At 67.5% G+C, this 11,908-nt stretch carries 12 protein-coding genes; 5 read left to right on the top strand and 7 right to left on the bottom strand.

The window, feature by feature from the left end:
- Nucleotides 1-78: 78 nt before the first annotated feature.
- The 3 genes from serC to OVA31_RS16915 all read left to right on the top strand — a co-directional run bounded on the left by serC (nt 79) and on the right by OVA31_RS16915 (nt 3,359).
- Complete coding sequence (gene serC, locus OVA31_RS16925) at nt 79-1,224, top strand: phosphoserine transaminase (RefSeq protein ID WP_267627768.1); 1,146 nt, start codon at nt 79-81, stop codon at nt 1,222-1,224.
- A 323-nt stretch (nt 1,225-1,547) separates the two neighbouring features.
- The gene (gene sepH / locus OVA31_RS16920; RefSeq protein WP_267627767.1) at nt 1,548-2,549 is read left to right on the top strand and encodes a septation protein SepH; all 1,002 of its coding nucleotides are present in this window, start codon (nt 1,548-1,550) and stop codon (nt 2,547-2,549) included.
- A gap of 9 nt (nt 2,550-2,558) precedes the next feature.
- Nucleotides 2,559-3,359, top strand: a complete 801-nt coding sequence (locus tag OVA31_RS16915; RefSeq protein WP_267627766.1) for a DUF6928 family protein — start codon at nt 2,559-2,561, stop codon at nt 3,357-3,359.
- Nucleotides 3,360-3,399: 40 nt separating this feature from the next.
- Here OVA31_RS16915 and OVA31_RS16910 read toward each other — a convergent pair whose 3' ends face one another.
- Together OVA31_RS16910 and OVA31_RS16905 are read right to left on the bottom strand one after the other, a co-directional pair.
- Nucleotides 3,400-3,738, bottom strand: coding sequence for a DUF2537 domain-containing protein (locus OVA31_RS16910; RefSeq protein WP_267627764.1), 339 nt, complete (start codon nt 3,736-3,738; stop codon nt 3,400-3,402).
- Complete coding sequence (locus tag OVA31_RS16905) at nt 3,735-4,589, bottom strand: TrmH family RNA methyltransferase (RefSeq protein WP_267627763.1); 855 nt, start codon at nt 4,587-4,589, stop codon at nt 3,735-3,737. The genes OVA31_RS16910 and OVA31_RS16905 overlap by 4 nt, the downstream gene beginning before the upstream one ends.
- Before the next feature lie 177 nt (nt 4,590-4,766).
- Here OVA31_RS16905 and OVA31_RS16900 point away from each other — a divergent pair, with 177 nt between their 5' ends.
- The gene (locus OVA31_RS16900; protein ID WP_267627762.1) at nt 4,767-6,011 is read left to right on the top strand and encodes a GNAT family N-acetyltransferase; all 1,245 of its coding nucleotides are present in this window, start codon (nt 4,767-4,769) and stop codon (nt 6,009-6,011) included.
- A 31-nt stretch (nt 6,012-6,042) separates the two neighbouring features.
- On the opposite strand, the gene OVA31_RS16895 is transcribed toward OVA31_RS16900, so the two are convergent.
- Nucleotides 6,043-6,513, bottom strand: a complete 471-nt coding sequence (locus OVA31_RS16895) for a MarR family transcriptional regulator (protein WP_267627761.1) — start codon at nt 6,511-6,513, stop codon at nt 6,043-6,045.
- A gap of 160 nt (nt 6,514-6,673) precedes the next feature.
- Nucleotides 6,674-8,149 (bottom strand): NCS2 family permease, encoded by a 1,476-nt coding sequence (locus tag OVA31_RS16890; protein WP_267631569.1) that lies wholly within the window; start codon nt 8,147-8,149, stop codon nt 6,674-6,676.
- Between the two features lie 127 nt (nt 8,150-8,276).
- Between OVA31_RS16890 and OVA31_RS16885 the strand changes: the two genes are divergently transcribed.
- On the top strand, nt 8,277-8,525 hold the full coding sequence (locus OVA31_RS16885; RefSeq protein WP_267627760.1) for a DUF2530 domain-containing protein: 249 nt from the start codon (nt 8,277-8,279) through the stop codon (nt 8,523-8,525).
- A 26-nt stretch (nt 8,526-8,551) separates the two neighbouring features.
- On the opposite strand, the gene OVA31_RS16880 is transcribed toward OVA31_RS16885, so the two are convergent.
- From OVA31_RS16880 to OVA31_RS16870, 3 genes are read right to left on the bottom strand one after another with little or no spacing between them, the layout of a single operon-like run.
- Entirely contained in the window at nt 8,552-9,355 is an 804-nt protein-coding gene (locus OVA31_RS16880) for an alpha/beta fold hydrolase (protein ID WP_267627758.1), read from the bottom strand.
- Nucleotides 9,355-10,416, bottom strand: coding sequence for an isopenicillin N synthase family dioxygenase (locus tag OVA31_RS16875; protein WP_267627757.1), 1,062 nt, complete (start codon nt 10,414-10,416; stop codon nt 9,355-9,357). The genes OVA31_RS16880 and OVA31_RS16875 overlap by 1 nt, the downstream gene beginning before the upstream one ends.
- Complete coding sequence (locus tag OVA31_RS16870; RefSeq protein WP_267627756.1) at nt 10,417-11,802, bottom strand: nucleobase:cation symporter-2 family protein; 1,386 nt, start codon at nt 11,800-11,802, stop codon at nt 10,417-10,419. It lies immediately after the preceding gene.
- Nucleotides 11,803-11,908 lie beyond the last annotated feature (106 nt).

Below are 11,908 nucleotides of genomic sequence, written 5' to 3'. Positions count from 1 at the left end.
GACAAGCCGTCGCCGGCGGGACGCCTCCACAGGGACCGCGACGGGGGTGGTCGGCGCCACAACCCTAGAATCGCCTACATGAGTGACACCGCCACCGCACCGATCACGATCCCCGCCGACCTCCTGCCGTCGGACGGCCGCTTCGGTTGCGGTCCGTCCAAGGTGCGCCCCGAACAACTGCAGTCCCTCGTCGACACCGGCGCGTCGGTGTTCGGCACCAGCCACCGCCAGGCGCCGGTGAAGAACGTCGTGGGTTCCATCCGCGCCGGTCTCGCCGAGCTGTTCGCCCTGCCGGAGGGCTACCAGGTGGTCATCTCCAACGGCGGTACCACCGCCTTCTGGGACGCCGCGGCATTCGGCCTCATCAAGCAGCGTTCGCTGCACCTGACCTACGGCGAGTTCTCCTCGAAGTTCGCCACGGTGGCCAAGAAGGCACCGTTCCTGGACTCGCCGTCGGTGATCTCCACCGACCCCGGGACGGCTCCCGACCCGGCTGCGCTGACCTCCGACGACTTCGGTGGCATCGACCTCATCGGGTGGGCACACAACGAGACCTCGACGGGTGTCGCGGTGCCGGTGACCCGGCCCGCAGGCTCGGACGACGCACTGGTGGCCATCGACGCGACCTCGGGCGCCGGCGGTCTGTCGGTGAACATCGCCGACGCCGACGTCTACTACTTCGCGCCGCAGAAATGCTTCGCATCCGACGGCGGTCTGTGGATCGCCCTGATGAGCCCGAAGGCCCTCGAACGGGTCGAGCAGATCGCCGAGACCGACCGGTGGTGCCCGGAGTTCCTCTCGTTGCCGACCGCCGTCGACAACAGCAGCAAGGACCAGACCTACAACACCCCGGCAGTCGCGTCGCTGCTGCTGCTCGACAACCAGATCCAGTGGATGCTCGGCCAGGGCGGCCTCGACTGGTGCGTCTCACGCACCGCCGACAGCAGCTCGCGGCTGTACCAGTGGGCCGAGGCCAGTGAGTTCGCGACGCCGTTCGTCACCGACCCTGCGCAGCGCAGCCAGGTTGTCGGGACGATCGACTTCAACGACGACGTCGATGCCGCCGCAGTCGCGAAGACGCTGCGCGCCAACGGTGTCGTCGACACCGAACCGTACCGCAAGCTCGGCCGCAATCAGCTGCGCGTCGGCATGTTCCCGGCCATCGACCCGGACGACATCACGCGACTCACCCAGTGCATCGACCACGTCGTCGGCGCCCTCTAACCCCCAACCCCAACCCCACACTCCCCTCTCCTCCCCACGAACCCCAACCCGCAGCCGCGACGGTTTCCGGCATCCGCGCCCCCGTTTGGGCGTCGCGGATGACCGAAACCGTCGCGGCTGCGGTGTCTGGCATCGGTGGGATTGTGCGGGAGGCAGGAGCGTAGGGTGGCACATGGGTCACTTGCGACACACCTGCCCCTGTGGCAGCATGCGCCACAGCCTTGCTGATCTGCGGTTTTGCCGCGTGTCCCACGGCTCGGCGACCCACCGGTGGTCTAACCTGACCCCAATGCCCGCACTCGTGGTCACTGGAGGAGGAGCAGATGCGTGAGCTACGCGTCATCGGCGTCGAGGCCGACGGCACCCATGTGATCTGCCAGGACCCGGAGTCGGGTGAGAAGTACCGGATCGCGGCCGACGAGCGCCTCCGCGCCGCCGCACGCGGTGACATCTCACGATTGGGGCAGATCGAGATCGAAATGGAAAGCTCACTCAGGCCGCGAGAGATACAGGCCCGCATCCGGGCCGGTGCAAGTGTGCCGGAGGTCGCGGCACTGGCCGGGGTTCCGGTCGACAAGATCGAGCGTTTCGCCCATCCCGTCCTTCTCGAGCGCGCCCGGGCCACCGAGCTGGCCTCGATGTCGCACCCGATCCGCGAAGACGGTCCGTCGGTCTCGACCCTCGGTGAGGTCGTCGCCGAGGCCCTGACCGCGATGGGCCACAGCCAACAGGACGTGGAATGGGACGCCTGGAAGGGCGACGACGGCCACTGGGTGGTGCAGGTGGGTTGGCACGTCGGACGTACCGACAATCACGCCCACTGGCGCTTCCAGCCCGGCGCCCACGGTGGCACGGCCGATCCGCTCGACGACCTGGCCGACGAGCTGACCCATCCCGAGGCCATTCCGCCGCGCCGGCGGCTGACGCCGGTGGCAACCCCGGACCTGACGCCGCACCCCGAGGTCGACCCGGTCGCCGGAACCAGCGCCGACGGTCATGACGAGGTCACCGTCGACGCCGACCGTCTGATCGATGCGCAACGCACCCGCGGTGGATCACAGCAGCCGGGCCACGACGAGCACGGCACGGTCGCCATAGATTTCGGCGGTCGCGACGATGCGACCTGGACAGAGCCCGATTCTCGGCCCGCGGACGCCTCCGAACGCGACGACGACGTGGCGCCTGCGGCGACCACGGCCTCCGGCGAGCACACCGACAACCAGGCCTCCGCCCCGTCGACGAAGCCTCGGCGCAAGTCGCGCAAGCCTGCGGTCCCCGCGTGGGAAGACGTTCTGCTCGGCGTCCGCAGCAACGGCAACAGCTAGTCTCTCGACGTGTCGGCACGCGCGGTCACCCTCTGGTTCATCGACAGCGACAATCCGGTTGCAGAGCTCGCCTCCCCCACCAATGACGTTGTCGCAGCGCAGAAATTGGCCGAGGCCATCTACGGCGACCGGGTACTGGTCCCATTCGCTGACACCGACCTCGCGACCGCCGCCGCGGCGCAGGACGCCCACGTGTACGCCGGTTGGTACGGGCGACTGGCCGTCATCACCTGTTCGCTGTTCGCGACCACCCAACCATCGACGCTGACCCGGACGATCGCGTCCATCCGACAGAGCTCCGCAGCGACGGTGCTCTACACGGATCCCGAGACGGCGACCGGAACCTTCGCACGGTGGGAGCACGGCGAGCTCCGCAGATCGTTCGGGGCGGATCCGGTCACCATCTTCGAGGATTGCGGACTCCCGTACCCGTTCGAGCGGGAGTTCTGGGCCGGCGAGCACCCCCTCCGTTATGCGCCGGGCGTCGCCCCGGAACCTCTGGCATTGCCGTTTCACCCGCAGCACCTCGCCGAGCAGGCGAATCGGGAATGGCTGGGTTTCCGGTTCACCCGCCCGCGCATCGAAGGTGATCACGATCCGTCGCGAATCCCGGTCACCGCCTTCGCGATTCACCCTGCCGATTACGTACCGGGAGAATCGGATTGGCGGGACTACCGGAGCCGCAGCCAAGTGCCGGTCGAGCAGCGCCCGTCGGACGACACCCCGAATCCCGCACCGCCGGACCACGACCCGGTCCGTCCCACCCGACAACGGGGACGGATCGCCCGCTATTTCGGTTTCGGCAACTGACGGGGTCCGACGGCCGACGGCGCGGTCGGTGCGCCACCTGTCATCGGCCCATCGCGAGGAGCGCCACCGTCGAGCCGAACCCGGCCAGCAGGCCGATGATGCTGCCCCACACGATCCATCGCCAGACAGGTCGCTCGCGCAGATCCCACAGTGTCCACCCCAGTCCGACCGTGACCACCACGACGGCCGCCAACCCGAGCCAGCTCAGCACGCCACCGATGAGTTCGTAGACACCGACGAGCAAGCACGTGGCGAACAGGGCACAGATCGCCGAGACCAGCAGACCGAGAACCCACGGCGTCGGCTCGTCGACGACCCGGTCGGCATCTGGCACAGACAGACGGATCCGTCGCCGGCCGTCGCGATCTGTCGAGATCATCCGTCCATGGTGCCCGATCGGGCACGTTCGTAGAACGCGATCGCCGCGGCCGTCGCGACATTGAGCGAGTCGGTGCCACGGCTCATCGGGATCCGGGCGCGGACATGGCTGGCGCGCATCGCCGTCTCGGACAATCCGGGGCCCTCCGCGCCGACCAGAAACGCGACCTTCTCCGCGTCGACCGCACCCGACAGCGGGACGGCACCGTCGCCGGGAGTCAGCGAGATCATCCGGAACCCGTTGTCGCCCAGCGTGGTCAGTCCTCTCGGCCAATCGTCGAAGCGTGCGAATGGGACGAGCAGCGCATGACCCATCGACACCCGGACGCAGCGGCGGTACAGCGGGTCCGCGCATCCGGCACCGAACAGCACGGCGTCCACCTCGAGTCCCGCGGCATTGCGGAAGATGCTGCCGATGTTCTCGTGGTCGTTGACGCCCTCGAGGACCGCGATGGTCCGCGCACCCGCGATCGCTTCCGCGACCGACAGTGATGGGGGCCGGCGGGCCGCCCCGAGAACCCCTCGGTTCAGGTGAAAACCGACGACCTCGGCCATCACCTCCGCGGATGCGCGGTAGAAGGGCACACCGTCGAGCGACGGCGCGGTGAGGTCGTCGGCCAGCTCGGTGAGCCGCTTGTCCACCCCGAGAAATGCGTGCGGCGAAAACCGCGAGGCGATCATCCGCTGCACGACAAGCACCCCCTCGGCGATCACCAGGCCCTTGCCCACCCGACCACCCGGCAACGCGGGCAGGTCGGGTCGTCGGTCGACGGAGTTCAGATCGCGAAAGTCGTCGACCCGCGGATCGGCGGGGTCGTCGATGTCGATGACGTCGACTCGGATGGTGGCCACCCCGACAGTCTGCCAAGGCGGTACTCGCCTCTCCGGACCGGTCCGGCAGGGCTGCTGTCGGCGCGATCGGGGTTGCTGTCGGCGGGATCGGGGTTGCTGTCGGCGGGATCGGGTTTCTGTCGGCGGGATGGCGGGGCTGCTCGCATCGGTCCCGACCGCCTGTGAAACGGTTGACAGGTGAGTAATCTGCAGGCCGCTTCATCCGCGCTCACCGTGGCCCGTGCCACCGATGCGGACTGGGACGAGATCTTCGCGACCGACGCGCGCGCCTTCCTGATGACCAACCCGCTGTCGGCGGCCGAGCAGGCGGACATGCGGGGCAAGGTCGACGACGCCGACGTGGTCCTGGTGCGCGATCCCGACGGGCTCGCAGGCCGGCCACTCGTCGGCGTCTCGATGTTCTATCGCATGGCCATGACGTTGCCGGGCGGAGCGGCGCACCCCGCGGCCGGGCTCTCCTGGGTGTCGGTGGCCGCGACCCACCGCCGACGCGGCATCCTGCGGACGATGATCACGGACCTGTTCGATCAGTGGGAGGCCGAGGATCAGCTGTTCGCGATCCTCACCGCCAGCGAGGCCACCATCTACGAGCGATTCGGATTCGGCCCGACCTGTTTCGCGCAGGACGTCACCGTCGACCTCGGTGCCGCCAAGATGCGCCACCGAGCCGACCGCGCTCACTCGCCGGTCAACTACGCCACAGGTGACGAGGTGGCCCGCCACATCCCTGAACTCCACGCACGCTGGACGGCGACCCGCCCGGGTGCCCTGGCCCGCCCACAGTCGTGGTGGGACCCGATCCTGGCCGATCGTGCATCGCAGCGCCCGGCCCACAGCAGTGGTATGCACTATCTGCTCCACCCCGACGGTTACGCGGCGTACCGGATCAATCAGTCGACGCAACCGACCCGCGGGGACATCGCCGAGGTGGTCGCCGCCACGGATGAGGCACACACCGATCTGTGGCGGGTACTCGTGGGACTCGATCTCATGCCGACGGTCACGGCGTCGATCCCCGTCGACGATCCGCTGCCCGTCTCCCTCACGAACCATCGAGCGGTCTCGGTGACCGGCGTCCGCGACACGATGTGGCTCCGTATCCTCGATGTCCCGCGGGCACTCGGCTCCCGCCGCTTCGCGGCGGATCTCGACGTCGTGATCGAGGTGACGGACGAGTTCCGCGGCCGCGGAGGCATTTTCGACGTGTCCATCCGTGACGGCGGCGCGATCGTCGCACCCAGTTCGGCGACGCCGACAGTACGTATGGACATCTCCGTACTCGGATCGATCTTCCTCGGCGGCACGCCTGCGCGCAGATTCGCGGCGGCCGAGCGCCTGTGGACCGACAGCGCGGACACCCTCGCGGCCCTCGACCGCGCCTTCGCCACCGATCGGGCACCGTTCGCCGGGACGTTCTTCTAGTGGCCGTTCACGTCGCCGGACGACCGTTCACTCAGCGTGCGTCGTCGTCGCCGTTGATGAGCTTGTTGATGATCGGGACGATGGCCGCGAGCTGACCTCGGTCGTGGGGCGTCAGCTCTGCCAGCCGCGCACTCAACCACTCCTCGCGGGCGTCGAGTTCGGCGGTGATCACCTCGTTGCCGCGTTCGGCAAGGGTGACGATCGCCTGCCGCCCGTCGGTGGGATGCGGTTCACGCCGCACCATCCCGAGGTCCGAGAGCGACGCGATCACCCGTGTCATGGATGGCGGCTGCACCCGTTCGGCGAGGGCCAGCGCACCCGGCGACATGGGACCTTCGTGGTGGAGTGTCGACAGCGCGGACAACTGCGTCAACGACACGACCTTGCTGACCCGGCGCCCTCGAAGCCGTCTGGCGAGTCGGACGATCGCCAGCGACAACTCACCGGACAGCGTTCTGTCCGGCAAGGTCATATCCGTCATTTCGAGGTGCGAGATAGTCATGTCCGCGAATGTCCTGTCCGAGCGAGCCATATCTGAGACCACTGAGTCCACGCCGCTAAGCGTAATTCACTTCTACGATCACGCAATGCGATAGCGTGATTTGCGATTGCAGGATTCGTCCTTTTGGAGGACACAGGTCGATCATTCCGACCCGCCGTGGTCACCCCACCAAGTCGTAGATCGGTCCGCGGGCGAAATATGCTACAAACACCGCGGCGATGATCCAGAGCAACGGATGGACCGACCGGCCCTTGCCTGCTGCCGCCGCCATCACCACCCAGCTGATGAACCCCACCCCGATGCCGTTGGCGATCGAATAGGTGAACGGCATGATCACGATGGTCAGGAATGCGGGCAGGGCATGGGAGAACTTGGTGAAGTCGATGAGCTTCACCTGGCCGATCATCATCGCGCCGACGACCACCAGCGCAGGTGCCACCGCCTCCAGCGGAACCACCTCGTACAGCGGCGTCAAAAACATCGCGAGCAGGAACAACACGCCGGTCACGACGTTCGCGAGACCCGTCCGCGCACCTTCGGCGATGCCCGATGCCGACTCGACGAAGACGGTGTTCGACGACGAGGACGCGACGCCGCCGGCAACCGCGCCGGTCCCTTCCACGACCAGCGCGCGGCCGATCCCGGGCAGGTTGCCCTTGCCATCGCTGAGCCCGGCCTCCTTGCCGAGACCGGTCATCGTGCCCATGGCATCGAAGAAGTTCGACAACACCAATGTGAAGACGAGGACCGACGCCGCCAGCACCCCGATCCGGGTGAAAGCACCGAACAGATCGACGTCGCCGACCAGACTCAGATTGGGCATGCCGCCGAATCCGTCGGGAATCTGAGGAATCGACAGACTCCACCCCTTGGGATCGTCAGCACTGGACCCGAGGTCGAGAGTCGACTCGAGAATGATCGACACGACGGTCGTGATGACGATGCCGATGAGCAGGCCTCCGGGCACCTTGCGCACCACCAGCACGCCCATCAACAGGACGCCGAGCGAGAAGATCAGCGTCGGGATGGTGTTGATGGAGTTGTCGGTACCGAGTTGGACCGGGACGGTCGTGCCCGCGGCGTCGGGGACCCGCCGGACGAAGCCCGCATCGACGAAGCCGATGAACGCGATGAACGCACCGATGCCCGCCGCGATCGCCGCCTTCAGTTCGGCCGGTACCGCGTTGAACACCGCGGTGCGGAAGCCGGTCACCGCCAGCAGAACGATGATGATGCCGTCGATCACGACGAGCCCCATCGCCTCCGGCCACGTCACCTGCGGCGCGATCGTCACGGCCAGGAGGCTGTTGATCCCGAGACCGGTGGCGATGGCGAACGGATAGTTGGCGACCAGGCCGAAGATGATGGACATCACGCCCGCGACGAGCGCGGTGACCGCCGCGACCTGCGCTAGCGGCAGAACGTTGCCGAGAACGTCGGCATTCTTCGGCTCCCCCGGGATGCCGCCGATGACGATCGGGTTCAGCACCACGATGTAGGCCATCGTGAAGAAGGTGACGAGGCCGCCGCGGATCTCACGACTGACGGTCGACCCGCGTTGACCGATCTTGAAGTATCGGTCCAACAGCCCCTTGGGCTGCGACGTCACCGGTTCGCCCGATGATGCGGTGGACACGCCCGGTGAACCGGTGGATTCGACCGGAGGGGTGGAGGGCGCCGTCGATTTCTCCGTGGACTCGGTCGACGACGTGCTGGGCTCGCTCGACGGATCGGTGGGCACAGTCGAAAGTTACTCTGATGGCATGGCCGACGCATCCGACATCCCCGAACTACCTTCTGTCTTGCGCGCCCCGGAGCCGGTCATCATCGCCGGCATGCTCGCCTGGCTCGTGGCGGCGATCGTGGTGGGGCTGACGGGTTGGGGTGGCGACCGCACGCTGGCGGTGTGCCTCGTCGGACTGGCGGTCGGAGTCCTGGGGACGACGATCTTCCTGGTCCAGCGGGCCGCCGTGCGCCGCGGTGACCGCACCGCCCAGCAGGGCCTTGATTGAGCCGCCTCGGGAGCCCGTGCGGCTCATCACCGATCGGCGCCCGCGGGCACCGGCGATCGCGACGGTTCGGCCCGATCCCGGACGTCGAGGACGAACTCCGCCAGGATCCGGCTCAACTCGGCGGGCCGTGACAACTGCGGGGCGTGGTCGGATTCCAGTGTCACGATCCGCGCTCCCGGACTCAATCGCTGCATCGCGCGCTGCGCGGCCAGTGGCACCGAACGATCCCGCGTGGCCTCCACATAGAGCCTCGGCAACGCGCCGGCACCGTCGGGCGTCCAGTCCGGCGCGATCAGCCGTGCGCTCTCCAGCTGCGGCACCAGACGGCGGGCCGCATTCACCGACAATGCGGGCGGGGCGTCATGGAAGAAGACCGCTGCGGCGGCCGCCGCACCGACGATGGTTCCCCGACCGTCCGCGGTCGGTTCCGTGAAAGCCGAGATGCCCACCGGCGCAGTCAGTCCTGCGGCGTCACACAACTCGCCGAAATCCATCCCGGCGGGCAGCATCATCCCCGCGACGACACCGAGGCCGGCCGGCCGCGTATCGCCTGTCCGGCAGAGCCGTTCGGCGACGGCGGTCGCCACCACGCCACCGCCGCTGTGGCCGATCACGACCATCGGCCCCTCGATGTCGCCGAGCTCCCCGACGACATGGTCCACCAGGTCCGGTAGTGCGACGGCCTCGAACGGCTCCCAGGTACCCGACCCCGGAAGGTCCGGACACCGCGTATCGATCCCGGCCTCGGCCAGGTACGGCGTCACCAGGTCCCAGACCCAGGGGCCGGCCCAGGCGCCGTGGATGAGAACCGCGGCCGGGTTGCGCGTCATCATTTCTCGGCGGCCTGCAACACTCGGGTGGCCTCCCGGACCGCGGCGGAATTGAGTTTCCCGCCGCGCGATCCGGCCAGTTTCGCGGCGATGTGATCGGTCACTGTGATCGGCTCGTAGGCGAGCCCGTTGTCGTACTCGAGGTGACTGGCCAAGGTCGAGATGACCGCGTCGGCGTTGCCGTCATGGAAGAACGCCACGGACCGACGACGCTCGATGGTGCCATCGACCACCGGCGGCCTCACGCGGTGCAGTGTGGACATCCAGCGGTCGTTGGTGAGACGGGCCGTCAGGTCGCCCAGATTGACCAGCAACGCGCCGTCGGCGGGTTCCACGTCGTGCCACGATCCATCGCGTGCGAGTACCTGCAGCCCTCGGACCTGATCGGCCCACAGCACGGTGACGATGCCGAAATCGGTGTGCTCACCCATGCCGGTGAGGTCGCCGTCGAGCGTGACGTCGGTGCCCGGCGGCAGCGCGTAGTTGTTCATCCGCAGCACATCGATCGAGTGATCGGTGAGCCGCTCGAAGAAGTCGGGTTCTTCTCCGAGCGCGTCGGCGAAGATCCTCGTGAGCGTGCCGGCCACACGTTGCGCCGCCTGGAAGTACGCCTCGATCCGCGCACGGTACCCGTCGATGTCGGGCCACAGGTTGATGCCGTAGTCCGCTTCGTCGAGATCGAGTCCGGTGAAGGATCTGGCCTCCACACCGACGTTGAACGCTTCGAAGAAGTCGTTCATCCGCGAGGCCGACTCGACGCCGGCACTGAGGCTCAGTGACTCCGTCTTGGGTGCCGTGTAGCCGCGGTTGGCGCCGGGCACGCGATACCGCTTCTTGTCCTCGGGGCGGAGACCGAAGAAGTCGTCGACGGCCGACGTGAGGCCCTCGATCACGGGATCGGGGATGCCGTGGCCGACGATCTGGATGAAACCGACCGTGGCACAGGCATCATCGATCGCACGCGCCACGTCGCGGCGCGCTGTCGTCGACCCCTCACCGACATAGGCCGAGATGTCGACGGTCGGGACGACGAAGGGGTCGCCGGGTTCGGGCTGACTCATCTATGCGCTGCCTTTCACGGTGGCCGGCTGTTCTGCGGGGACGACCACGATGTCGGTGGTCTCGTTCGTCACCGGCTCCGCGGCGACACGCCTGCGCAAGGGTGAGTGGCGGAACACGAGATTGAGCGTGAAAGCCACGATCGCCGTGAGGGTGATACCGCTGCCGAAGATGATCTGCATGGCATCGGGAAGCCGTTCGAGCATGTCCGGGACGTATTCGGGCAGCAATCCGATCCCGATCGACGTCGCGGCGATCGCCACGTTGACATGATCGTTGAGGTCGATCTGGGCGAGCGTCCGGATGCCGATCATCGTGACCGTGCCGAACAACACGAGCCCGACGCCGCCGACAACCGGGCCGGGGAGCGCCGCGACCGAGGCACCCATCTTCGGGATCAGGGCCAACACGATGAGGATCAACCCGCTGGCACCGGTGACGAACCGGCTGTGCATGCGACTGGTGGCCACCGCGCCGACGTTCTGCCCGAAGACGGTGTCGATGAAGCCGGCGAAGATGCCGCCGAGCACACCCGAGATCCCGTCTCCGACGAGTCCCCGAGCGAGGTCCCCGGTGCTGAGCTTCTTGCCGGTGATCTCCGAGACGGCGAGCATGCTGGCCGTGGATTCGGCGAACACCACGGTCATGACGATGCTCATCGACACCACCGCGGCGATCGGGAAGTGCGGGACGCCGAAGTGGAAGGGCGCGGGGAATCCCACCCAGGAGGCGGAACCGAGCGCACCGAGATCGAACATCCCCAGGCTCGCGGCGAGAGCGGTGCCCGCGATGAGGGCGATGAGCACGGCCAGCTGCGACCACAACCCTCTCCCGAGGCACAACAGCCCCAGCGCGACCACCACGACGACCGCGGCCACCAGCAGGTTCCGAGGGGAGGCGTAATCCGGTGCCGCCGAATCGGACCCGACGATGAGACCACCCGCCACGCCGATCAGGGACAGCCCGATGACCGTGAGCACGCTGCCGGTGACCAGAGCGGGAAAGAACCGGATCACCCGCGAGAACGGGATCGCGAGCGCCAGCCCCACGACGCCGCCGATGAGCATCGAGCCGTAGACGGCCTGCAGGCCGTACTTCTGCGCGATCAGGATCATCGGCGTCAGCCCGCTGAAGGTCGCGCCGCACACGATCGGGAGTCTGACGCCGACGATGCGACCCAATCCGAAGCTCTGCAGCGCCGTCACGATGCCGGCGACGAGCAGGTCGGCGCTGATCAAGAACGCGATGTCAGAGCTGTCGAGCCCGACCGCGGCACCGAAGACCAAGGGCACCGTGATGCATCCCGTATACATGATGAGGACGTGCTGCATGGCGAACGCGACCAAGCGTCCCCATTGGGGTCTGACATCGACCGTGTGTTCCGACATGTGTTCTCCGTTGAGCGTTGAGGAGCGGGCAGTCGATATTGAACAGATCGAATATTTCTTCAGTGCTACCCATATTGTGACCGCCGTGTAAACGTCCCCCGCGGCG

Source organism: Gordonia sp. SL306 (assembly GCF_026625785.1).
GTDB lineage: Bacteria > Actinomycetota > Actinomycetes > Mycobacteriales > Mycobacteriaceae > Gordonia.
This window is presented reverse-complemented; position numbering and strand designations above follow the sequence as displayed.

Bases quoted from the DNA above. Each gene is read 5' to 3' on its own strand.
- OVA31_RS16910 (WP_267627764.1), bottom strand. From the start codon at position 3,738: ATGATCTCGACAGATCGCGACGGCCGGCGACGGATCCGTCTGTCTGTG.
- OVA31_RS16895 (WP_267627761.1), bottom strand. From the start codon at position 6,513: ATGACTATCTCGCACCTCGAAATGACGGATATGACCTTGCCGGACAGA.
- OVA31_RS16870 (WP_267627756.1), bottom strand. From the start codon at position 11,802: ATGTCGGAACACACGGTCGATGTCAGACCCCAATGGGGACGCTTGGTC.
- OVA31_RS16875 (WP_267627757.1), bottom strand. From the start codon at position 10,416: ATGAGTCAGCCCGAACCCGGCGACCCCTTCGTCGTCCCGACCGTCGAC.
- OVA31_RS16885 (WP_267627760.1), top strand. From the start codon at position 8,277: ATGGCCGACGCATCCGACATCCCCGAACTACCTTCTGTCTTGCGCGCC.
- OVA31_RS16880 (WP_267627758.1), bottom strand. From the start codon at position 9,355: ATGACGCGCAACCCGGCCGCGGTTCTCATCCACGGCGCCTGGGCCGGC.
- serC (WP_267627768.1), top strand. From the start codon at position 79: ATGAGTGACACCGCCACCGCACCGATCACGATCCCCGCCGACCTCCTG.
- sepH (WP_267627767.1), top strand. From the start codon at position 1,548: ATGCGTGAGCTACGCGTCATCGGCGTCGAGGCCGACGGCACCCATGTG.